The following is a 21,851-nucleotide window of genomic DNA, read 5'->3' as shown; positions in this document are numbered from 1 at the left end:
TCGGCGTCCAGGCTAACAGCGAGTGGTGGTCGGACGGCTCGCCGTTACGGTGTGGTGAAGGTGACCGTCACCGACGTGTAGCCCAGACGGGTGAACAGGCTCTCCAGCATGTGCTGGGTGTTGTCCCGCGCCCGCTGATCGAGGCCGCTCGCCCGGGCCGCCTCGGTGATCCGCTGCTGGGACAGCTGATAGACCCGCTGCTGTTTGTCGGTGTCGCTCCGGAATGCGTCGCCGATGCTGGTCAGCAGGCCGCGATCCTCCTCGACCACGTAGCTTTTCTGCAGGTCGAGCGCGGCGTCGCCCTGCTGCGGCGGAGGCAGCGTCAGCTTGATCGTCTTCTTCTCGTTGTCGACCTCGAGCGCGGAGTCGGACAGCGAGGAGAAGTCGACGTACTCCTCGACGGTGCCGGAGCCGACGAACAGGATGCGCCGATTGATCAGCCAGTCGGGGACGTACTTCCGGTCGTCCTGAAGGTCGACGATCACCTGAAAGGTACCGTCGGCCGCGACGTACCGGCTCAGGTCGCGCATGGACTGCAGCAGCACCGGCTGGCTGCGGTCGGTGGTCTGCTTGTCGAACGGGTTGTCGAAGCTGGGCAGCACGTTCAGCGAGCGCACGCCGAAGCAGGCCGCGACCAGGACGGCGAAGACCACACCGAAGAAGATGAGGACGCGAGCGACGATGCTCTTGCGTGGGGGGTCGGGAACGGCGGCCGGCGGCTGCTCGTCACCGGGGACGGCCGGATATTCCCTCGTGGGTTCGTCGACATCCGGTGACTGGGCCATACCCCAACGGTACGAGAGGGGTACGACAGCCGCACTTGCTCATCAATCGATGGGGTTGCTTTCTGTTTTCCGCCGCGGGTCAGCTCAGCCGAAGGCGCTCAAATCGGTCAATTTTTGACCTATCACCAGCTGGTGGATTTCCGAGGTTCCCTCGTACGTGAGCACGCTCTCCAGGTTCGCGGCGTGCCGCATGATCGGGTACTCCCCGCTGATGCCGTTCCCGCCGAGGATCGTGCGGCACTGCCGGGCAATCTTGATGGCCTCGCGCACGTTGTTCAGCTTGCCGACGCTGACCTGCTCGGGCCGCAGCGTTCCGGCCGAGTCGCGCAACCGGCCCAGGTGCAGCGCGAGCAGGAAGCCCTTCTGCAGCTCCAGCGCCATGTCGGCGAGCTTGGCCTGGGTGAGCTGGAACCCGGCGATCGGCCGGCCGAACTGCTCCCGGCTGCGGGCGTAGTCGATCGCGGTGGCCAGGCAGTCGCGGGCCGCGCCGAGGGCACCCCAGACGATGCCGAACCGGGCCTCGGTGAGGCAGGAGAGCGGCGCCTTGAGGCCGGCCGCGGAGGGCAGCCGGGCCGACTCCGGCAGACGTACCTCGTCCAGCGTGATCTCCCCGGTCGACGAGGCGCGCAGGGACATCTTGTGCTTGATCTCCCGCGCGGAGAAACCCGGCGTATCGGTCGGCACGGCGAAACCGATCACGCCCTCGTCGGCCCGCGCCCAGATCACCGCGACGTCGGCGAGCGGCGCGTTGGTGATCCACATCTTGCCGCCGGTGAGCACCCAGTCGGTGCCGTCGCGCCGGGCCCGGGTCGACATGGTCGCCGGGTCGGAGCCGTGGTCGGGCTCGGTGAGACCGAAGCAGCCGAGCAGCTCACCGGCCGCCATGCCCGGCAGCCACCGCTGTTTCTGCTCCGCCGAGCCGAAACGCCAAATGGCGTACATCGCGAGCGAGCCCTGCACGCTGACCAGGGAGCGGACGCCCGAGTCGGCGGCCTCCAGCTCCATGCAGGCCAGGCCGTAGGAGACCGCGGTCGCGCCGGCGCAGCCGTACCCGGTCAGGTGCATGCCGAGCAGGCCCAGCTTGCCGAACTCGAGGGCCAGGTCGCGGACCGGGGTGGCGCCGTTCTCGTACCAGTCGGCGACGTACGGGCGGACCCGGTCGTCGGCGACCCGGCGGCAGAGCGCGCGGACGTCCCGCTCCTCGTCGGTCAGCAGGGAGTCGAGGTCCAGGAGATCCAGCGGGGCAACCGGCATGATCAGCCCTCGACGACCAGGACCCGGGCGTGGATCTGATTGCGCTGCTGCAGGGCCGCCCGCAGCGCGCGGTGCAGTCCGTCCTCCAGGTAGAGGGCGCCTTGATACTCCACCACGTGCGGGAAGAGGTCGCCGTAGAAGGTCGAGTCCTCGGCCAGCAGCTTGTCGAGCGCGAGCTCGCGCTTCGTGGTGATCAGGTCGGCCAGGCGGATCGGCCGGGGCGGAATCTCGGCCCATGCCTTCAGCGTGGTGTGGTGATCGGGATACGGGGCTCCGTCCCGGACCGCTTTGAAGATCACGTCGGGTTGCCTCCCCTCTCCCGGCGACCCGGGCCAAGAATCTTGATTACCGGCTAGCCTAGCCCGGCCCATCGGCCATGATGCACTACCTCGTCGACCGGGCGATGCCCCCGCTTCAGTGACGGCGACCTCTTGTCCGGGGCTCGGTAGCCGACCGAGAGCGTTCCGATCGGATTGAACTCGTCCGGAACCCCGAAGGCCGTCTTGAAGGCGGCGGTCGTCTCCACCGGGATGCCGAAGAAGCACGAGCCCAGCCCCTCGTCCACCGCGCTGAGGTGCATGAGGAGTGCCGCGAACCCGGTGTCGATGTCCCAGTAGGGCACCGGCCAGTGCTTCTCCGAGCGGTCCGTCCAGCCCTTGTCCGGCTGCGCGTACCGCTCCAGGTAGACCGACTTGTTCGCCAGGCACACGATGAGCACCGGGGCGTTGCGCATCCGGGTGAGCCAGCCTTTAGTCCTTTCAAGGGCGGCGGGCGGGGCGGTTGGATGGCAGTCGCCGCGCCACACCGGATCGGCCTCGCCGCCGGTGGTCACCGACCAATAGCGATCACGGTCGGCCGGCTCGGTGAGCACCAGGAACCCCCAGCCCTGGGAGAACCCGGCGCTCGGCGCGCGCAGCCCGTGCTTGACGATCTTGTCGATGACCTCCGGCGGGACCGGGCGGTCGGCGTCGTAGGTGCGTACCATCCGCCGCTTGCGGACGACCTCGGCGAACTCCATCAGCCGCGGATCCCCCAGGCGGCGCTCCACCGCTCGCCCGGCGCCAGGACGACCAGGTCGCGACCGGTGCGGAACGCGTCCGGCGGGCAGGTCATCGGCTCGATCGCGACCGACCGGCGGAACCGGTCGTCGTGCAGGGTGTCGCCGGAGAAGACCTGCCAGTACTTGAACTTCTCGTCGGCCCAGACCACGACCTTCGCCGGCGACGCCGGGTCGGCGATGGTGACCTCGGTGATCCCGGAGGTGTCGTGCTCGATGTCGCCGAACGTGGTGTCCAGCACCAGGTCGCCGATCTTGCGGGGCTCGGTGAAGTCGTACTCGGTGCCGGCCACGCCCACCGCGCCGATCGGCAGCAGCCGGCCGTCGGCCAGGATCCGGGTCTTGCCCGGCACGTGCAGCAGGGTGTCGTCCACGGTCACGCCGGGCAGCTGCACGTACGGGTGGACCGAGTAACCCCACGGGGCGTTGGTCGGGCTGTTGTTCACGACCTCCTGCTCGCAGCGCAGCCCCTCGGCCGACACCTGCCACCGGGTGCGCAGCGTCAGCCACCACGGGTAGCCGATCTGGGCGGGCAGCTCGTACTCCAGCGTGATGGCGTCGGCGGCCTGCTCGACCAGCGACCAGCGAGCCCAGTTGGTCAGGCCGTGGATCGCGTTGTGCCGGGCCGGCTCGGTCAGCGGCAGCTGATGGGTCTGACCCTCGAACGTGTACTTGCCGTCCCGGATCCGGTTGGGCCAGGGCGCCAGGATCTGCCCGGCCGACGCGGGCGACAGTTCGTCGGCCTCGAAGCCGTCCAGCACCTGCACGTCGCCGACCGAGTAGTGGCGCAGTACACCACCGACCTCGACCACGACCGCACGGGTGGTGCCCGACTCGATGGACCACTGGGTTCCGGATATCGCCGGCACGACACTCGTCATGGGTTGGACACTATCGGTTCGTAACGTTTTCGGGGTTCTCTGCGGGACGGTAACGAATCAATGCCGGGAACGCCGCCGCGAGACCGAGGGCCAGGCCGGCCGCCAGGAAGCCACCACCGGCCCAGGCGAACGTGGTGCCGAACAGCGAAGAGCTTGCGCCCGCGCGCAGGTCACCCAGGCGCGGGCCGCCGGCCACCACCACGATGAAGACACCCTGGAGCCGGCCGCGCAGCCGGTCGGGCGCGAAGGTCTGCAGCATCGACTGCCGGTAGACCGCGCTCACCAGGTCGGCCGCGCCGCCCAGGGCCAGCAGCAGCACCATCAGCCACAGCTGGTGGGCCAGCCCGGAGAAGCCGATCGCCACCCCCCAGCCGACGACCGCGACCACCAGCGCGACCCCCTGGCGCTTGACCCGGCCGATCCAGCCCGAGCCGAGGCCGGCCACCACCGAGCCGATCGCGATCGCCGCGTACAGCCAGCCGATCGCCGCGCCGCCGCCGAAGCGGTCGGTCGCCACCTCGGGGAACAACGCCCGCGGCATGGCGAACACCATCGCGATGATGTCGACCGCGAAGGAGAGCAGCAGCACCGGCTGGGTGACCAGGAACCGCAGGCCGTCGATGATGCCGCGGAGGCCGGCCGAGGGCTTCTCCTCGTCCGCGGCGTGCCCGAGCGGCGGGATCGACGGCAGCTTCCAGGTGGCCCAGAACGACACGGTGAACAGCGCCGCGTCGACCAGGTAGGCCACCGTCACGCCGGTGCTGGTGGTGGCCACGCCGAAGATCAGACCGGCGGCCAGCGGGCCGAGCACCCCGCCCGCGGTGGTGACCGTGTAGCTCAGCGTGTTCGCCGCCGGGACCAGGCCGGTCGGCACGATCCGCGGGATGATCGCCTGCCGGGTCGGCGAGCTGACCGCGAACCCGGCCGACTGCAGCGCGGTCAGCGCCAGCAGCAGCCAGCCGCTGCGCATACCGAGCAGCGCCTGGGCGAGCAGCCCGACGGTCGACAGCCAGGCCAGGACCGAGCTGGCGATCAGCAGCTTGCGCCGATCGATCACGTCGGCCGCCGCGCCGCCCCACAGCCCGAAGACCAGCAGCGGGACCAGGCCGGCCACGCCGAGCAGGCCGACCCAGCTCGACGAGTGGGTGACCGCGTACATCTGGACCGGCACGGCCACCGCGGTGAACTGGAAGCCGAAGAACGACACCCCGTTGCCGATCCACATGCGCCGATAGGGCGCGACCCGCAACGGGCGGGTGTCGATCACCCAGGACTTGCGCTCGGCCTCCTCGACGAGTTGTTCGGTGGCCTCCACCGCGTCCTGGCTCACGGGGCCAGCCTCTCGACCAGCCAGGACCCTTCCTCGGTACGCCGGAAGCGCAGCCGGTCGTGCAGCCGGTTCGCGCGTCCCTGCCAGAACTCGACCGTCTCCGGCCGGACCCGCAGGCCGCCCCAGTGCGGCGGGGCCGGCACCGGGCCGTCGCCGAAGCGCTCCTGCGCCGCGGCCAGTCCCGCCTCCACCGCGGCCCGGTCGGCCAGCACCCGCGACTGCGGGCTCGCCCAGGCGCCCAGCTGCGAGCCGCGCGGGCGGGAGGCGAAGTACTCCTCGGTCTCGGCCCGCGACACCCGCTCGACCGCCCCGGTCACGATCACCTGGCGCTGCATCGGAAACCACGGGAAGACCAGGCTGACGTACGGGTTGACGGCCAGCTCCGAGCCCTTGCGCGATTCGTAGTTGGTGAAGAATGTGAAGCCCCGCCGGTCGTACTCCTTGAGCAGGACGGTCCGCGCCGAGGGCCGCCCGTCGGCGCCCGCGGTCGCCACGATCATCGCGTTCGGCTCGGCCAGCCCGTAGGCCGCCGCGTCCGCGAACCAGGCGGCGAACTGGCTGGTCCAGGTGCCGGCGAGGTCGCTCTCCAGCAGTGCCGCACGCTCGGTGTAGTCGCGCCGCATCGCCGCGGGCGCGGGGGGTTCCACGGTCACGAGCGCTCCCTGAACTACTTTCGGATTCAACGACCGTAAGTCCGAGCGGACCTTACGTCAGCTCGGACAGGATGGATGTCATCCAGAGCACATCGCATCGGCACGACGGTGCGGGCAATATGAAGAATTCATAGCGTTCTTTCACAGGGAGACCTGTCTCAATTGAGTGCCGTGTCCGATTTCAAGCCGGGCCTCGAGGGCGTCGCCGCCTTCGAGACCGAGATCGCCGAGCCCGACCGGGCGGGGGGATCGCTGCGCTACCGCGGCGTGGACATCGAGGACCTGATCGGCCAGGTCTCCTTCGGCAACGTCTGGGGGCTGCTGGTCGACGGGAAGTTCGGCCCCGGCCTGCCGCCCGCCGAGCCGTTCCCGGTTCCGGTGCATTCCGGCGACATCCGGGTCGACGTGCAGTCCGCCGTCGCCATGCTCGCGCCCTACTGGGGGCTGCGCCAACTGCTCGACATCGACGACGAGCAGGCCCGCCGCGACCTGGCCCGGGTGTCGGTGACCGCGCTTTCCTTCGTCGCCCAGGCCGCCCGCGGCCTCGGCCTGCCGGCCGTGCCGCAGAAGGACATCGACAAGGCCGAGACGATCGTCGAGCGGTTCATGCGCCGGTGGCGGGGCGAGCCCGACCCGCGGCACGTCAAGGCCGTCGACGCGTACTTCATCTCGGCCGCCGAGCACGGGCTGAACGCGTCCACCTTCACCTGCCGGATCGCCGCCTCGGTCGGCGCCGACGTGGCCGCCTGCATCTCGGCCGGGATCGGCGCGCTCTCCGGTCCGCTGCACGGCGGCGCGCCCTCCCGGGTGCTGCACATGATCGAGGCGGTCGAGCGCAGCCGCGACGCTGAGGGCTACGTCAAGGGCGTGCTCGACCGGCACGAGCGGCTGATGGGCTTCGGCCATCGCGTCTATCAGACCGAGGACCCGCGCGCCCGGGTGCTCAAGAGCATCGCCCGCGAGCTGGGCGCCACCCGCTACGACGTGGCGGTGGCGCTCGAGCGGGCCGCGCTCGCCGAGCTGCAGGCCCGCAAGCCGGACAAGGCGATCGCCACCAACGTGGATTTCTGGTCGGCGGTGGTGCTCGACTTCGCCGAGGTGCCGGCACACATGTTCACCTCGATGTTCACCTGCGCCCGGGTGGCCGGGTGGAGCGCGCACGTGCTCGAGCAGAAGCGGCTGGGCCGCATCCTGCGCCCGAGCCTGCGCTACATCGGGCCGGGCCCGCGCAAGCCGAACGAGGTCGATGGCTGGGATGCGCTCGCGCATAATGTGTGACCGTGACTGACATCGCGATCCCCGAAGAGCTCAAACCGGTAGACGGCCGCTTCGGCTCGGGCCCCAGCAAGGTGCGACCCGAGGGCGTCGAGGCGCTGTCCGCGGTGTCACGCACGTACCTGGGCACCTCGCACCGGCAGAAGACGGTGAAGGGCCAGGTCGCCCGGCTGCGCCGCGGCCTGGCCGAGTTCTTCGCGCTGCCCGACGGGTACGAGGTGATCCTGGCCAACGGCGGCACCAGCGCGTTCTGGGAGGTCGCCACGTTCGGCCTGATCCGCGACAAGGCCCAGTTCGCCGAGTTCGGCGAGTTCGGCGCCAAGTTCGTGAAGGCCGCCGCGGACGCGCCGTTCCTGGCCGACCCGACCGTGCACCGGGCGCCCGGCGGCCAGGCGTCCTTCCTCACCGCCGAGGCCGGCGTCGACGTGTACGCGTCGGTGCACAACGAGACCTCCACCGGCGTGGCCGTGCCGGTCCGCCGGGTCGAGGGCGCCGACGAGGGCGCGCTGCTGCTCACCGACGCGACCTCGGGCGGCGGCAGCCTCGACGTCGACCTGCGCGAGACCGACGTGTACTACCTCGCCCCGCAGAAGGCGCTCGGCTCGGACGGCGGCATCTGGCTCGCCCTGATGTCCCCGGCGGCGATCGAGCGGGCGTTCCAGATCAAGGCGACCGGGCGGTACATCCCGCAGTTCCTCGACCTGGTCACGGCCATCGAGCAGTCCCGCCTCGAGCAGACCTACAACACACCGGCGCTGGCCACCGTGTTCCTCGCGGCCGAGCAGCTGGACTGGATGAACGCACAGGGCGGCCTCCCCTGGGCGGTCAAGCGCAGCGCGGAGAGCGCGGCGGCGATCTACGGCTGGGCCGACCGGTCGCCGTACGCGACCCCGTTCGTCACCGACCCGGCGCTGCGCTCGGCCGCGGTGGCCACCATCGACTTCGCCGAGGGCATCGACGCGGCGGCGATCGCCAAGGTGCTGCGGGCCAACGACGTGGTGGACACCGAGCCGTACCGCAAGCTCGGGCGCAACCAGCTGCGGATAGCGCTCTACCCGACGGTCGAGCCGTCCGACGTGGCTGCCCTGACCGCGTGCATCGACTACGTGGTGGAGCGGCTTTCCTGACCACCCACCTCAGCCCGGCGGTCGCGCTACGGCCCGGACCGCGCGGCGAGCTCGCGGTGCGGGCCGGGGGCGGCCGTTCGTGCTTTTGGTCACTCCCCCGCTCGTACCATATGAGGGTTTTACGAGGTTGAATGGTCCTCACCCGACATATTTTGAAGATCATCCCTGCTCAGTGAGCATGAGAGCCGCTGAACAACGGTGTGTCTTCCCCCATGGGGTTACGTGGGCGCGTACGGTGTTGCAGACGGCAGGCCCACGGAATGGAGGCAACGCATGCGGCCGGTACGCTTCGTCGCCCTTTCCGAGGACGGTCAGGCCCTGGTGCTCGCCGATGAGGTCGGTCGGCTTCTGGCCCTTCCTCTCGACGATCGGATCAACAGCGCGGTCACCCACGAGCCGCACGCGGTCACCTCGGGTACGGCGGTGGCCGTGTCCACTCCGGAGTCCGCGCCCTCGCTCTCCCCGCGCGACATCCAGGCCCGCATCCGCTCCGGCGAGTCCGCGGAGGATGTCGCCCGGATCGCCGGTGTGCCGGTCGACCGCGTGCTGCGCTACGCCGGCCCGGTGCTGCAGGAGCGGGCCATGCTGGCCCAGCACGCGCGCCGCACCCGGCTCAAGACGTCCGACTCGGGCGCGCCGCTCGCCGAGGTGGTGGACAGCCGCCTCGCCCAGCACGGCATCGACACCGAGAAGATCTCGTGGGACGCGTTCCGGCGCGAGGACGGCACCTGGCGGATCGTCGCCACCTGGCCGTCCGGCAAGGCCACCGCCCAGGCCATCTGGGATCTCGACAAGGGGCGCCAGGTCGTCTCCCCGCACGACGACATGGCGCAATATCTGTGCGCCGAGCGGCCCACCCAGATCCTCGGCCAGGAGCCGGTGCCCGAGCGCACGTTCCTCGAGCAGCGCGGCGGTCACGGCCTGCCCGGCCCGGCCCGCCCGGCCGAACCCCCGCGCGTCGGCCACACGCTGCCCGCGGCCGAGACTCCCGCGCCGCGCCCGACCCGCGACCCGATCCGGTCCGGGCGGGACGCCCTGCTCGCCTCGCTCGACCGCCCGCTCGGCGGCGGCGGCCGCGGCCTGGACGGTCCGGAGCCACGGCGCCCGGTGGCCGGCGGCGCCGCGGCGCTGCTCGGCGGCGGATCGGGCTCGGCCTTCGACGACGACGCCGACCTGCCCAAGGAGGTGCCGGCCGTGCCCTCGCTCGCGGTGCTGCGGCCGCGGCGCACGGTGGGCCAGTCCGGTCAGCAGACCGGCGGCGAGACCGACGAGACCAAACCGCGCAAGCGCCTGCCGAGCTGGGACGACGTCCTGTTCGGCGGTGGCCCGGCGGCACGCGAGTCGTCCTGAGCCGACTGTTCGTCGCCCTCTTCCCGCCGCAGGCGGTGGTCCGGTCGCTGCGTGCCGTGCTGCCGGCCGGCGCGGCTCTCACCCACCCGTCGAAATGGCACGTCACGCTGGTCTTTCTCGGCGAGGCACCGACCGACGAGGTGTCCTCGGTGCTCTCCGGCGTCGCTCCGCGGGGCAACTTCTCGCTGCGGCTCTCCGGCGGCGGCCGGTTCGGCACGGCCGCGTGGGCCGGCGTGACGGGCGATCTTGAAGCCTTGGCGTCCTTGCAGGAAGGGCTGCGAACTCTCCTGTCCGACTCGGGGTTCCCGTCGGAGACCCGCCCCTATCAACCCCACCTCACCGTGAGCTATCGCGGCGACGGTGCGATGCGCCGGGCGCTGGCCGGCTACGCGAGCTCACCGTGGACGGTCACCGAGTTCGCGCTGGTCGAGAGCAAGGACGGCGACTACTTGCCGGTGCGTTCTTGGCCGGTGTAGGCGGCCAGCAGCGCCTGACCCGATTTGCGCATCAACTCGACCGCGTCCGCCCGGGACAGCCCGGCGATATCCGTCAGCCAGATCAGCGACTCGATGCCGGTGGTGGCCCGGATGGCGATCGCCAGCCGGCGCACGTCCACCTCGGGATGGGACTCGCGCAGCGGGTCGAGCGCGTCCTCGATCCAGTCGATCGCCCGGCCCTGCCGCAGCACCGGCTGCTCGGCTCCCGGCTCCCCGGCCCCCGGCTCCAAGGAGAGGCGCAGGGACGTGCGCAGCTGCGGCTCCCAGTCGAGGTTGACCCGGGCGAACGCGCGCAGCACCTGATCGAGCCGGGCCGGGACGTCGTCGGCCGGCGCATCCGCCGGCAGCAGGGAGCGCTGCGAGATCTCCGGGTGGGCGGCCAGCAACAGGGAGCGCTGGCTCGGAAAGTAGCGATAGGCCGTGGTGCGTGAGATGCGGGCCTCGGCGGCGGCCTGCTCGACCGTCGGGTTCACACCGTCGGCCAGCAGACGGCGGGTCGCGGCGACCAGGGCCTCGCGGGTGCGGGCCTTCTGATCGCGGCGGCCGGTCGCTTCATATGGTACTGGCATCACCATAATGGTACCGTAGTCCCATGGGACTCGAGTCCCATCTTGCCGATGGAGGGTCACCGATGGATCCCACCGAGGTCAGCCCCGAGCTGTATACGACCGTCTTCGAGAACGAGCGGGTGCGAGTCCTGAAATATCGGGACGTGCCCGGGGACTGCACGAAACCGCACACCCACCCCGACTCCGTCATGGTCACGCTTTCCTCGTTCCGGCGGCGCATCTCGGCCGGCGGCCGCAATGTCGAGGTGGAGCTGCCGGCCGGGGCCGTGCGCTGGGTCGGCGCGCAGGAGCACGCCGGCGAGAACATCGGCGACACCGAGACGGTGAGCATCTTCGTCGAGCTCAAGGAGCCCGCGCCCGGCCCGCCGGCCGAGCCGACGCTCGGACCGACCGGCGGTTAGCACCCGCCATTCACCCCCGGCGGTCAGCGCGGTCAGCACCCGGCCGGCAGCGCCCGGCTGTCAGTGCAGGGCCAGCCCGGCGGCCTGCAGCTCGCCCTCCACCCGCAGCCGCTCGAGGTCGCGGTCCATGCCCTCCAGCGGCTCGAGGTGCTCGGTCAGCCCGAGGCACTGGCAGGCCAGGCAGAGCCGCTGGTCGTAGGCGCGCAGCACAGCGGCCCGCCACTTCTCCGAATGCTGGGTGGGGCCGCCGCGGCGCTGCTGGTCGAGGCGGCGCAGGTCGTAGGCGATCTGCTCGATCGAGGGCATCTCCAGGGCGACCGGGGCCGGCGTCGGCTCGTCCGAGCGGAGGGCACGGTCGAGCCGCCGAAGCGCCCGGCGGTCGCGCCGCCGGCCCGACCGCCAGGGGCGCGGCGGGAGCTCATCGGCGCAGACCACGACCGCGATGACGCACGGCAGGAACAGCAGCGTCAGCAACGCCGCCGAAAGCACCACAATGTGCGCGAGGCCCACGGACACGACGGTAGGTCGCCGAGGGGCCGGGCCGGAATATCCGTTCGGCCGAGCGGACCTGCCAATCCCCGACATTGGCCGATGCCGGACACGGGCGGGGGCAGGTGCTGTCCGGGCCGAGGAGCGAGACGGGGCCGAGGAGCGAGACGGGGCCGAGGAGCGAGACGAGGCCGAGGAGCGCGACGGGGCCGAGGAGCGAGACCGGGGCGGGTACTGTCGGGGCCGCTATGCAGCCGTCGACCGTCCTTGCCGTCCTCGCCGAGCTGGCGCCGGCCGGTGGCGACCGGGTGCTCGACGTGACCCGCGGCGGCCAGCCCCTGATCTGGCTCGACGACGCCGACCGGGCCCGCCGCCGCAAGGAGATCGACCGCCTCGCCGCGCTGGACGCTCTGCACCGCGAGGAGCGGCTGCTGCGCCGCGGCTGGGGCTTCCTGGCCGGGCGCGCCGAGGTGGACGGCAAGGTCCGCAAGATCCGGGTGCCGCTGCTGAGCCAGCCGGTGCGCCTGGAACGCGGCCTGACCGGCTATCGGGTCGTCCCGGCCGGTGACCTCGAGATCACTCCCCTGGTGACCGACCGCGAGCTGGCCGCGGCCCTGGAGGCGGCGCCCGGGCTGGCCGCGCCCGGCTGGCTCGACGCGATCGGCAGCAAGGCGTGGCTGCGCTCGGCTGCCGACGCGACCGGGCTGACCGTGGACGCGGTGGTCGACGAGGGCAAGCACCTCCCGCAGGACCGGGTGGTGCTGGTCGCCCGGGCGGCGCTGTTCGTGGTGCGGGACGTCTTCGGCGGCGGTCTCCAGGACAGTCTGCGCAGCTGGGCCGGGCGCGACCTGGGCGGGACCGCGCTCGCCGCGATCTATGGCGCCGCGGGCCGCGACGATCAGCCGGACGACTCGCCGGTGCTGTCCCCGCTGCCGCTGACCGGGGCGCAGGCCGAGGTGGTGGCCCGCGCTCGCACCGCGCCGATCACGATCGTCTCCGGGCCGCCGGGCAACGGCAAGAGCCACACGGTCGTGGCGGCGGCGCTGGAGGTGGTGCATCGGGGCGGCTCGGTGCTGGTGGCGACGCAGTCCCCGCACGCCGCCGAGGTGCTGGCCGCGCTGCTGGCCCGCTATCCGGGACCGACGCCGGTGCTTTTCGGCGACGCGATGCGCCGGGAGAGCCTGGCGGCCGAGCTCACCGCCGGCGCCGAGCGCGGACCAAGCGACCGAGACCTGCGTGCGGATCTCGCGGCCGTGCAGGAAAACCATGCTTGCGTACGCCGAGAGCGCGCCGAGATCGCCGAGGCGCTCGACCGGGAGTTGTCGGCCGCGACGCTGCCGTCGTGGGAGCCACGGTTGCCCGAGCTGGCCGCGGACGTGCCGGGCGCGTTCGCCGACGACTTCGAGCCGGCCCGGCTGCGACGGAGGGGTCTGGTCGGCTGGTGGGCCCGGCGCCGGTTGGGGGTGCGCCGGGGCGTACCGGCGGAACGGGTGACCGAGGCGATCGCCGCGGCCACCGCGCGACACGACGCCGCCCGGCTGGCCGCGACCGGCGGCACCGATCTCTCGTCGCGATGGCTCGCCCTGCACGCCGCCGAGGAGAAGCTGGCCGTCGCGGTCGGCACGGCGATGCGCAACGGCGCCCGCAGCGAGAAGCGCTGGGACTCCGCGGCCCGCCGGGGCGCCGCATCGCTGGCCGCGGCTCTGCGCGCGGGCCGGAACCGCCGCCGCGAGCTGCTCGCCCAGTTGGACGCGCCGCCGGTGGTGCGGGCGCTGCCGTTGTGGATCGGCACGGTGGCCGACGTCGAGGACCTGCTGCCCTCGTCGCCGGGGATGTTCGACCTCGTGGTGATCGACGAGGCGTCGCACGTCGACCAGGTTCGCGCCGCGCCGGTGCTGGCCCGGGCGCGCCGCGCGCTGATCGTCGGGGACCCTCGGCAGCTGCGGTTCGTGTCGTTCGTGAGCGATGTGGACGTGGCCGGGGTGCTCGACCGGCACGGCGCCGACGAGCGGCTGGACGTGCGCCGGGTGAGCACGTACGACCTGGCCGCGGGCGCCGCGCCGGCCACCTGGCTCACCGAGCATCACCGCAGCGCTCCGCACCTGATCGGGTTCTCGGCGCACCGGTTCTACGCGGACCGGATCGCGGTGCTGACCCGCACGCCGGCGGCCGAGGCCACCGACGCGATCGACGTGGTGAGGGTGCCGTCGGCCACGCCAGCCGGCGAGGTCGACGCGGTGTTGAAGGTGGTCGGCGACCTGGTCGCCGAGGGGCGTCGCGGGATCGGCGTGATCTCGCCGTTCCGGGCACAGGCCGAGGCGCTGGAAGCGGGCCTGCTGGCGGCGTACCCGGTCGAGCGGATCGAGGAGCTGGGGCTGCGGGTCGGCACGGTGCACGCCTTCCAGGGCAGCGAGGCCGAGGTGGTCGTGGTGTCGCTGGGTCTGTTCCCGGGCGACCCGGCGGGTCGGCGACGCTTCGTCGCCGACCCGCACCTGTTCAATGTGATGATCACCCGAGCCCGCCGCCGGCTGATCGTGGTCACGGCCCTGGAGACGGCCGACGGCCTCCTCGGCGACTACCTCACCTACGCCTCCGCCGCCCTGGGGCACCAGCCCGATCCTTCCGACTCGTCGGGAGGGTGGTTAGGCGAGCTGGCGGCCGAGCTCGACCGGCTCGAGGTGGTCGTCCGGGTCGGCTACCGGGTCGGGCCGTGGGTCGTCGACCTCTGTGTGGGCTCGGACGACCAACCCGTCGGCGTCTTCTGCGGGCCGCACCCGGACGGCGCCGAGGCCCACCTCGACCGCCAGCGCGCGCTGCATCGGGCCGGCTGGCGGCTGATCGACGCCTTCGCCAGCCGCTGGGCCGACGATCCGCGCCGCGCCGCCCTGGAGATAGCGGCGGCGCAGCGCCCGGTCAACGACGCGCGCTGAGCGCCGGTTCGTCGGAGTCCTGCTCGTCTTCGGCGATCACCGGGACCGGCGCGCCGCCGCCCGCCTCCGCGACGATCGGGGGCGCATCCAGGACCGCGACCGCCGGCGCCTCGGCCGGCACTTCCTCGCGACCGCGGCGCACGACCTGCAGGCTGGGCCTCGGCCGTACCCGCACCACGATCCGATCGCCGCTCACCCGCAGCTGCCAGACCAGCGCCGCCGCCGCGGCCACGAAGCAGATCAGCCCGGCGCCCCAGATGCTGGACGGCACCCCGAAGTGGTCGCCCCACCAGCCGACCACGGACGCCCCGATCGGCGTCGTGCCCAGGAAGACCAGCACGTACAGGGCCATCACCCGGCCGCGGTACGCGCCGTCGACGCCCATCTGCACCCGGTGGTTGGATGCCTGGGCCAGGAAGACCGCGAAGAACCCGGTCGGCAGCAGGATCGCCATCGCCACCAGGAAGTTGGGCGCGAACCCGACCGCGAACTCCAGCAGCCCGAACGCCAGCGCCGCCCCGAGCACCAGGTAGATCCCCGGGCGGGCCCGCCGCGCGCTGCCGGCCAGCGCGCCGCCGAGCGAGCCGACCGCCAGCATCGTGGTGAGCAGCCCGAACGACGACGGTCCGGCGTGGAAATCGATCTTCGCGAGGGCGGCCAGGGTGACCGGGAAGTTGAAGCCGATCATGCCGACCACCGCCATCAGGCTGATCGGCAGCAGCAGATCGGACCGCTTGCGCACGTAGTGCAGCCCGTCCAGCACCCGGGCGTCCTTCTTGGCCACAGCGTCCTTGCGGTACAGCTCGCCCGGTCGCATCGCCAGGTAGGTGAAGACCGGCGCGATCGCCAGCACCGTGGCGATCAGGAAGACCGGCCCGGTGTTGAACACCGCGAGCGCGATGCCGGCCAGTGCCGGCCCGCTGATCCGGGCGGTGTTGAAGGTTGCCGCCGAGAGCGCCAGCGCGTTGGGCAGCAGCGGGATCTCGACCAGCTCGGAGACGAACGCCTGCCGGACCGGGGTCTCGATGGCGTTGGCGATGCCGAGCAGACCGGCGAAGAGGAAGACGTGCCAGAGCCGGACCGCGCCGGAGGCGACCAGCACCGCGAAGACGATCGCGGTGATCGCGAACGCGGCGTTGGCGACGACCAGCAGGTGGCGCTTGTCGTAGCGGTCGGCGAGCCGGCCACTGTAGAGGGTGAGCAGCAGCACCGGCACGAACTGCAGGGCGGCCACCGAGCCGAGCGCGCCGGGCGAGTTCCCGGAGAGGTCGAGCACCAGCCAGTCCTGGGCCGTGAACATCATCCACACCCCGACCAGCTTCACGAGCTGACCGGTGGCGAAGATCCGATAGTTGCGAACCCGGAGGGACCGGAACGTGGTATTCAGCACTGCCCGCACTAGGCTGCGCCTCCCTTTCCGCCGTACGCGTCATCGACATGTGATGAAGCGCGGCGACCGGAGGCGAAGGTCAGGCGCGGGCGACCTGCTGCAAGATCTCTGCAGCCCGGACGAGCACGTCCCGATCCTCGGGCGTCAGCGCGGCCAGCTGGTCGGCCAGCCACTCGTTGCGCAGCTTCTCGAACTGGGCGTACATCGCCCGCCCCTGCTCGGTGGGCGCCAGGATGACCTGCCGGCCGTCGGTGGGGTGCGGGGTGCGGACCACGAGCCCGCGCTGCTCCAGCTTTCCGACGATCTTGGTCATCGTCGGGGGCTGGACCCGTTCGACGTCGGCGAGCTCGCGCGGGGTCAGCGCGCCGGCCAGTTGGAGGCTGGTCAGGGCGGAGAGCTGGCCGTAGGTGAGGTCGCCGACCGGGCGGGTCTGCCGGACCCGCCGGTTGAGCCGCTGGATGGCCTCGCGCAGCGACCTGGCCAGCTCGTCCGCTGCCCCTCGCTCCGTAGCCACCGGCAACTCCATCACGATTCTTAGCCTAGCTAATGAGCTTGGCTAACGACCATCGAATATGCGTATGACCGCCGTCACCGGGCCCCGGCGAGAAGGCCCGGTGACGGCAGTTTAAAGACCCGCTCACCCCAGCCAGGCCTCCAGGGGACCACGGAAGAAGTACAGGACGAACAGCGCGGCCACGCCGTACAGGATGGGGTGAATGTCCTTCGCCCGTCCGGTGGCGACCTTGAGGACCACGTACGAGATGATCCCGGCGCCGATGCCGTTGGAGATCGAGTACGTGAACGGCATGATCGTGATCGCCAGGAACGCCGGCAGCGCGATCGTGTAGTCGGCCCAGTCGATGTTCCGCACCGAGGTCATCATCAGGAAGCCGACCACCACGAGCGCGGTCGACGCCGCCTCGAACGGGACCACCTGCACCAGCGGCGACAGGAACATGGCCAGCAGGAACAGCACGCCGGTGACCAGGTTGGCCACGCCGGTACGGGCACCCTCGCCGACGCCGGCCGCGCTCTCGATGTACGAGGTGTTGCTGGACACGCTGGCCGCGCCGCCGGCCGCCGCGGCCAGCGAGTCGACCAGCAGGATCTCCCGGGTGCGCGGCGGCATCCCGTTCTCGTCCAGCAGGTCGCCCTCCTGGCCGATCGCGACCATCGTGCCCATGGTGTCGAAGAAGTCGGTGATCAGCAGCGTGAAGACGAACATCAGGCAGACCAGCCAGCCGGCCGTCGACCAGGAGTCGAGCACGTTGAAGTGACCGATCAGGGAGAGGTCGGGCTTACTGACGATCTTTTCCGGGACCTTCGGCACGTTCAGCGACCAGCCGTGCGGGTTGATCGCCGACGAGCCGACCTTGGCGATCGCCTCCACGACGATCGCCAGCACCGTGGTGCCCAGGATGCCGATCAGGATCGCGCCCTTCACCTTGCGGGCGAACAGCACCAGCGTGAACAGCAGGCCGATCACGAAGACGAACGAGGGCCAGGTCAGCAGCGTGCCACCGAGGCCGAGCTCGACCGGGACGGTGGTACCCGCGGCGTCCGGCACCCGGTGCACGAACCCGGCGTCGACCAGCCCGATGATCATCAGGAACAGGCCGATGCCGACCCCGATCGCGGTCTTGAGCTGGGTCGGTACGGCCCGGAACACCAGCGTACGCAGCCCGGTCAGCACCAGGATGCCGATCAGCACGCCCTCGATGACCACCAGACCCATGGCGTCGGCCCAGGTCATCTCGGGCGCGATCTCGAAGGCGACCAGCGCGTTGACGCCGAGGCCGGCGGCCAGCGCGAGCGGGAACCGGGCCACCACCCCCATCAGGATGGTCATCACGCCGGCCACCAGCGCGGTGCCCGCGGCGAGCGCGGCGAGCGGCAGCTTGCCGCCCAGTTTGTCGGCCCCCGCGCCCAGGATCAGCGGGTTGAGCACGACGATGTAGGCCATCGTGAAGAACGTCGCGAACCCGCCGCGGACCTCGCGGCTCAGGTGCGATCCGCGGGCAGATATCTCGAAATATCGGTCGAAAGCGCTGCGTACGCCCGCATTGGTGGCGGTCGTCGACATGCGTGGCCTCCGGAAAATCGAAGAAGTTGTGTTCCGCGCATGTTTTCAGATGCGATGAGCTGCGCAAAGCCGCAACGGCACCGGGAACCACCGATGATCGCCGCGGACGTACCCTGTCGGGTGTGAGTCAGCCAAAGCCCCGCGTCGAGCCGCTCGACCCGCCGATGGTCCCGTTCGCGATCGCGGGCCTGGCGGCGTTCGCCATCGCCGGCGTCGTCATCTGGCTGACCGACGGGCCGGACAGCTGGCTGCAGACCTGCATCGCCGGCTTTCTGGTCGGCATACCCGGCCTGCTCACGATGATCGTGCACGACCGGAACCGGCGCCGGCGCCGAGCCATCACGCACGCCGAGTTCCGCGAGAACTGACCTTTCCCGTACGAGGCGGGGGAGGCTCAGCTGTGGCCGTAGTCCTCGGCCGGCTGGTCGTCCTCCACCGAGCCGTGGCCGCGGCTGACCGCGACCGACTCGACCTCGCTGTCGTCATACACCGTCGGCAGCTCGTCGACCGGCTGCTCGGCGGTGCCCAGCAGGGCCTCGGAGTGCGCGCCGCAGCCGTGGTCGGCGCTGACCGCCTTGCCGTCGTCGGGGGCGTACAGGTTGCCGCAGACGCCGAACATCGCGCGCAGCGTGCCGGCCAGCGGGAGGTAGAAGCCGCAGGTGCCACAGCGGGCATTGCGCGGCGCCGCGGTCGAGATCGCCGCCTCGGGGCCGGAGTCGCCGTCGTACCACCGCTGGGCGGTGTCCATCCGGCCCTCGTGCGACATCACCCGGGACCGGCCTAGGCCCAGCTCCCAGCTGACCTCCTCGACGGCGGGGTCGTCGCTCAGCACGTAACCCTGGGCCAGGCGGTCGTCGTCGGGCGCGGTCGGCATGAGATCGCCCACACCGAGGTCGCCGGGCTGCAGCCGCTCGTTCCACGGCACCCAGCCGGGGGCCAGCAGCGCGTCGGGGCCGGGCAGCAGCACCGTCTCGCAGATCGTCACGTGCCGGCTGCGCGGGACCCGGGTCACCGTGACCGCCCACCGCCAGCCCCGATAGCCCACCAGGTGGCTCTCGAAGAAGTGGGTCACCAATCGGTCGCCCTCGGCCACCGCCTCGAGGTGGTCCCCGATGTCGGACGGGTCGACCTCGGTGATCGCACCACGTGCCACCCCGACGGCGTCGGCACAAACCTGGTCGAGGCGAGGGGCGCGCGCAGTGGTCCTGGTCGTCACGTATCCATTGTCCCCTACCGGGACAGGTGAGCCGCAGCGACTCCCCCGAATTGGACCGGCTCCGGACGCGACGCGGGTCGCCTGGATCAGTCAGGATGGTTCCATGCCGCTGCTCCCCACCATCGGACGCACCGTCGGCACCGGGATCAAGGCCGCCCGCCTGATGGCGCGCGGCTCGGTGCGCGGCGGCGTCTGGGCGACCCGCCGGGTCGGCAGCGCGCGGGCCCGCGGCGCCGCCGGCGAGGTCGGCATGATCCGCCTCTTCGACCTGCACGCGGTCTCCTGCGCCGGCGACACGCTCATCGCCATCGGCCTGGCCGGCACGATCTTCTTCGACGTCCCGCTCGGCGAGGCGCGCGGCAAGGTCGCGCTCTACCTGCTCATCACCATGGTCCCGTTCGCGCTGCTGGCGCCCGTGGTGGGCCCGCTGCTCGACCACTTCCGGCACGGCCGGCGCTACGCGCTCGCGGTCACCATGCTGGGCCGGGCCTTCCTGGCCTATGTGATCTCCGATCACCTCTTCGGCTGGGGCCTTTACCCGGCGGCGTTCGGCGTGCTCGCGCTGTCCCGGGCGTACGGGGTGGCCCGCTCGGCCGCCGTGCCCAGGCTGCTCCCGGAGGGCGTCGGCCTGTCCCAGGTCGGCGCCCGGGCCAGCGTCTACGGCACCTTCGCCGGTGCGATCGTCGCCCCGCTCGGCCTGCTCGCCTTCAAGATAGGTCCGCAGTGGCCGCTCCGGGTCGCGACGGTCATCTTCGTGGTCGGCATGGTCATCTCGCTGCGCCTGCCGCCGCGTGCCGACTCCGATCCGCCCGAGGCGGTGCCCCAGCCCTGGCGGGCCGCGCTCGGCCTGGGCCGCAACGGCGACCGGCCGCTCTCCGGCAAGCTCGTGATCGCCACGTTGCTCGGCAGTGCCAGCCTGCGCCTGCTCTACGGTTTTCTGCTGCTGTTCCTGGCCTTCGTCACGGCGGCCCACCAACTGGACACCACGCTGCTCGGCCACGAGATCGGCCGGCAGGGCGCGATCGGCGTGATCGGCGGGGCGCTCGCGGTCGGCACGTTCCTGTCCACCGCGGCCGGCGTCCGTCTGCACATCCGCCGCCCGCTGGCCCTGCAGTCGGCCGGCTTGACCATCACGGCCGGCGTGGCGGTGCTCGCCGCGATCTTCTACAGCCTCACCGTGCTGGCCCTGCTCGCGCTGGTCACGGCGATCTTCAGCGGCATCGCCAAGCTGGCCATCGACGCGACCATCCAGGAACGGGTGCCGGAGCGCCTGCGGGCCAGCGCCTTCGCGCACTCCGAGACGGTCCTGATGATCGCCTGGGTGGCCGGCGGCGCGCTGGGCATCATCCCGCTCCCGGGCCGCCTGGGCGTCGCGCTTGCCGCACTGCTCGCCGTGGCGATGGCGGTACGCGCGGGCTGGGTGGCCGCCCGCCTGCACCACGAGCACCTGAGCGGCCGCGCCGGCGAGCCCGCCGAGGCGGACGAGGCCGATGCCGCCGAGCCGACCGATCCCTGGCCCGACGCCCCGACCGTCCCGGTGCGCAACAAGCCCAACCCGCCGATCCAGCGGGCCGGCGCCACCACGGCGACCCAGACCCGGCCCGCCGACCGCACTCGCCTCGACCCCTCGCCCGCGCCCGGCAAGGCCGCGCCCGGCAAGGCCGCCCCCGGCCAGCCCGCGCCCGCCCCCGGCCAGCCCGCGCCCGGCAAGGCCGCCCCCGGGCAGTCCGCGCCCGGCAAGCCGGCCGGCCGCAGATTCGGCTTCGGCAAACGCAAGCGGGCCCCGCAGAGCACTCCCCCGCCGTCGCCACCACCGGCCGCCGAGCCGGTCGTCGAGCCCACGCCCGCCCCGGCCCCGCCGGGCTATCACATCTACCGGCCCAGCTCGGCCGACGGCCCGAACGGCCACCTCCCCGACGGCGACGACCGTTGACGGCGTACCCCCTGCTGGTGGTCACCGCGGTGGCCGCCGAGGCCGAGGCCGTCCGGGCCGGCGCGGACCCCGATCACGTGGTCGTCGAGCCGGTCGGCGTCGGTCCCGCCGCGGCCGCCGCCGGGACCGCCCGGTTGCTCGCGACCGGCCGCTTCCGCGCGGTGATCAGCGCGGGCATAGCCGGCGGCTTCGCCGGCCGGGCACCGGTGGGCGCGACCGTGCTCGGCGCCCGGAGCATCGCCGCCGACCTGGGCGCCGAGTCACCCGGCGGCTTCCTGCCGATCGAGGAGTTGGGCTTCGGCACCAGCGTTGTCCACGCCGACCCGCTGCTGTTCAAGGGCCTCACCGCCGCCCTGCCCGACGCGGTCGCCGGCGACGTGCTGACCCTCGCCACGGTCACCGGAACCGCTGCCACCGCCGATGCCCTGGCGGCGCGTTTCCCGCGGGCGGTGGCCGAGGCGATGGAGGGCTTCGGCGTGGCCGTCGCCGCGGCCGGCCTGCCCTTCGCCGAGCTGCGCACCATCTCCAACCCGATCGGCCCGCGGGACCGGGCCGCCTGGCGGCTCAAGGACGCGTTCGCCGCGTTGTCCACAGCTTCGGCTGCCCTGTGGACAGCCTGTGGATAAGTTCA

At 72.0% G+C, this 21,851-nt stretch carries 22 protein-coding genes; 9 read left to right on the top strand and 13 right to left on the bottom strand.

What is annotated here, in order from left to right; translation table 11 throughout:
* Window positions 1–44: 44 nt before the first annotated feature.
* The 7 genes from ODJ79_RS10890 to pdxH form a co-directional block, all read right to left on the bottom strand.
* Window positions 45–785 carry a DUF4230 domain-containing protein gene (locus ODJ79_RS10890; RefSeq protein WP_263023228.1) on the bottom strand — a complete coding sequence of 247 codons (741 nt, stop codon included), beginning with the start codon at window positions 783–785 and terminating at the stop codon, window positions 45–47.
* 84 nt (window positions 786–869) lie between these two features.
* Complete coding sequence (locus ODJ79_RS10885; RefSeq protein WP_263023227.1) at window positions 870–2,039, bottom strand: acyl-CoA dehydrogenase family protein; 1,170 nt, start codon at window positions 2,037–2,039, stop codon at window positions 870–872.
* 2 nt (window positions 2,040–2,041) lie between these two features.
* On the bottom strand, window positions 2,042–2,338 hold the full coding sequence (locus ODJ79_RS10880; protein WP_014687530.1) for a type II toxin-antitoxin system VapB family antitoxin: 297 nt from the start codon (window positions 2,336–2,338) through the stop codon (window positions 2,042–2,044).
* A gap of 53 nt (window positions 2,339–2,391) precedes the next feature.
* The gene (locus ODJ79_RS10875) at window positions 2,392–3,057 is read right to left on the bottom strand and encodes a nitroreductase family protein (protein ID WP_263023226.1); all 666 of its coding nucleotides are present in this window, start codon (window positions 3,055–3,057) and stop codon (window positions 2,392–2,394) included.
* Window positions 3,057–3,977, bottom strand: coding sequence for an aldose 1-epimerase family protein (locus ODJ79_RS10870; protein ID WP_263023225.1), 921 nt, complete (start codon window positions 3,975–3,977; stop codon window positions 3,057–3,059). Before ODJ79_RS10870 ends, ODJ79_RS10875 begins: the two co-directional genes overlap by 1 nt.
* Before the next feature lie 10 nt (window positions 3,978–3,987).
* Window positions 3,988–5,307 (bottom strand): MFS transporter, encoded by a 1,320-nt coding sequence (locus tag ODJ79_RS10865; protein ID WP_263023224.1) that lies wholly within the window; start codon window positions 5,305–5,307, stop codon window positions 3,988–3,990.
* Window positions 5,304–5,930: a pyridoxamine 5'-phosphate oxidase gene (pdxH, locus tag ODJ79_RS10860; protein WP_263023258.1), complete on the bottom strand. Its 627-nt coding sequence runs from the start codon at window positions 5,928–5,930 to the stop codon at window positions 5,304–5,306. The genes ODJ79_RS10865 and pdxH overlap by 4 nt, the downstream gene beginning before the upstream one ends.
* Window positions 5,931–6,131: 201 nt before the next feature.
* Between pdxH and ODJ79_RS10855 the strand changes: the two genes are divergently transcribed.
* From ODJ79_RS10855 to thpR, 4 genes are all read left to right on the top strand, one after another.
* Entirely contained in the window at window positions 6,132–7,238 is a 1,107-nt protein-coding gene (locus ODJ79_RS10855) for a citrate synthase 2 (protein WP_263023223.1), read from the top strand.
* Window positions 7,235–8,362, top strand: a complete 1,128-nt coding sequence (serC, locus tag ODJ79_RS10850) for a phosphoserine transaminase (RefSeq protein ID WP_263023222.1) — start codon at window positions 7,235–7,237, stop codon at window positions 8,360–8,362. Before ODJ79_RS10855 ends, serC begins: the two co-directional genes overlap by 4 nt.
* A gap of 273 nt (window positions 8,363–8,635) precedes the next feature.
* On the top strand, window positions 8,636–9,712 hold the full coding sequence (sepH, locus tag ODJ79_RS10845; protein WP_263023221.1) for a septation protein SepH: 1,077 nt from the start codon (window positions 8,636–8,638) through the stop codon (window positions 9,710–9,712).
* Window positions 9,661–10,188, top strand: a complete 528-nt coding sequence (thpR, locus tag ODJ79_RS10840; RefSeq protein WP_263023257.1) for an RNA 2',3'-cyclic phosphodiesterase — start codon at window positions 9,661–9,663, stop codon at window positions 10,186–10,188. Before sepH ends, thpR begins: the two co-directional genes overlap by 52 nt.
* Here the strand turns inward: thpR and ODJ79_RS10835 are convergent.
* Entirely contained in the window at window positions 10,158–10,778 is a 621-nt protein-coding gene (locus ODJ79_RS10835) for a TetR/AcrR family transcriptional regulator (protein ID WP_263023220.1), read from the bottom strand. The two genes, thpR and ODJ79_RS10835, sit on opposite strands and share 31 nt — an antisense overlap.
* 62 nt (window positions 10,779–10,840) lie before the next feature.
* Here ODJ79_RS10835 and ODJ79_RS10830 point away from each other — a divergent pair, with 62 nt between their 5' ends.
* Entirely contained in the window at window positions 10,841–11,179 is a 339-nt protein-coding gene (locus ODJ79_RS10830; RefSeq protein WP_263023219.1) for a cytoplasmic protein, read from the top strand.
* A 60-nt stretch (window positions 11,180–11,239) separates the two neighbouring features.
* On the opposite strand, the gene ODJ79_RS10825 is transcribed toward ODJ79_RS10830, so the two are convergent.
* On the bottom strand, window positions 11,240–11,689 hold the full coding sequence (locus ODJ79_RS10825; RefSeq protein ID WP_411267291.1) for a hypothetical protein: 450 nt from the start codon (window positions 11,687–11,689) through the stop codon (window positions 11,240–11,242).
* Window positions 11,690–11,916: 227 nt separating this feature from the next.
* On the opposite strand from ODJ79_RS10825, the gene ODJ79_RS10820 reads away from it, so the two are divergent.
* On the top strand, window positions 11,917–14,598 hold the full coding sequence (locus tag ODJ79_RS10820) for a DEAD/DEAH box helicase (RefSeq protein ID WP_263023217.1): 2,682 nt from the start codon (window positions 11,917–11,919) through the stop codon (window positions 14,596–14,598).
* Here ODJ79_RS10820 and ODJ79_RS10815 read toward each other — a convergent pair.
* The 3 genes from ODJ79_RS10815 to ODJ79_RS10805 all read right to left on the bottom strand — a co-directional run bounded on the left by ODJ79_RS10815 (window position 14,582) and on the right by ODJ79_RS10805 (window position 18,071).
* Complete coding sequence (locus tag ODJ79_RS10815) at window positions 14,582–15,997, bottom strand: MFS transporter (RefSeq protein WP_263023216.1); 1,416 nt, start codon at window positions 15,995–15,997, stop codon at window positions 14,582–14,584. The two genes, ODJ79_RS10820 and ODJ79_RS10815, sit on opposite strands and share 17 nt — an antisense overlap.
* Before the next feature lie 70 nt (window positions 15,998–16,067).
* Window positions 16,068–16,514 (bottom strand): MarR family winged helix-turn-helix transcriptional regulator, encoded by a 447-nt coding sequence (locus ODJ79_RS10810; RefSeq protein WP_263023256.1) that lies wholly within the window; start codon window positions 16,512–16,514, stop codon window positions 16,068–16,070.
* 111 nt (window positions 16,515–16,625) lie between these two features.
* Window positions 16,626–18,071 (bottom strand): NCS2 family permease, encoded by a 1,446-nt coding sequence (locus ODJ79_RS10805; protein WP_263023215.1) that lies wholly within the window; start codon window positions 18,069–18,071, stop codon window positions 16,626–16,628.
* Between the two features lie 164 nt (window positions 18,072–18,235).
* On the opposite strand from ODJ79_RS10805, the gene ODJ79_RS10800 reads away from it, so the two are divergent.
* Window positions 18,236–18,439: a DUF2530 domain-containing protein gene (locus tag ODJ79_RS10800; RefSeq protein ID WP_263023255.1), complete on the top strand. Its 204-nt coding sequence runs from the start codon at window positions 18,236–18,238 to the stop codon at window positions 18,437–18,439.
* 26 nt (window positions 18,440–18,465) lie between these two features.
* On the opposite strand, the gene ODJ79_RS10795 is transcribed toward ODJ79_RS10800, so the two are convergent.
* Window positions 18,466–19,338 carry a DUF3027 domain-containing protein gene (locus ODJ79_RS10795; protein WP_317620653.1) on the bottom strand — a complete coding sequence of 291 codons (873 nt, stop codon included), beginning with the start codon at window positions 19,336–19,338 and terminating at the stop codon, window positions 18,466–18,468.
* A 52-nt stretch (window positions 19,339–19,390) separates the two neighbouring features.
* On the opposite strand from ODJ79_RS10795, the gene ODJ79_RS10790 reads away from it, so the two are divergent.
* Both ODJ79_RS10790 and ODJ79_RS10785 read left to right on the top strand, forming a co-directional pair.
* Window positions 19,391–21,220, top strand: a complete 1,830-nt coding sequence (locus ODJ79_RS10790) for an MFS transporter (protein WP_263023213.1) — start codon at window positions 19,391–19,393, stop codon at window positions 21,218–21,220.
* Window positions 21,217–21,846, top strand: a complete 630-nt coding sequence (locus ODJ79_RS10785) for a futalosine hydrolase (RefSeq protein WP_263023212.1) — start codon at window positions 21,217–21,219, stop codon at window positions 21,844–21,846. The genes ODJ79_RS10790 and ODJ79_RS10785 overlap by 4 nt, the downstream gene beginning before the upstream one ends.
* The last annotated feature ends 5 nt before the right edge of the window (window positions 21,847–21,851 follow it).

It is taken from the genome of Actinoplanes sp. KI2 (assembly GCF_025630775.1).
GTDB lineage: Bacteria > Actinomycetota > Actinomycetes > Mycobacteriales > Micromonosporaceae > Actinoplanes.
The sequence above is the reverse complement of the archived record's forward strand: the minus strand, read 5'-3'. Positions and strand labels throughout refer to the sequence as shown.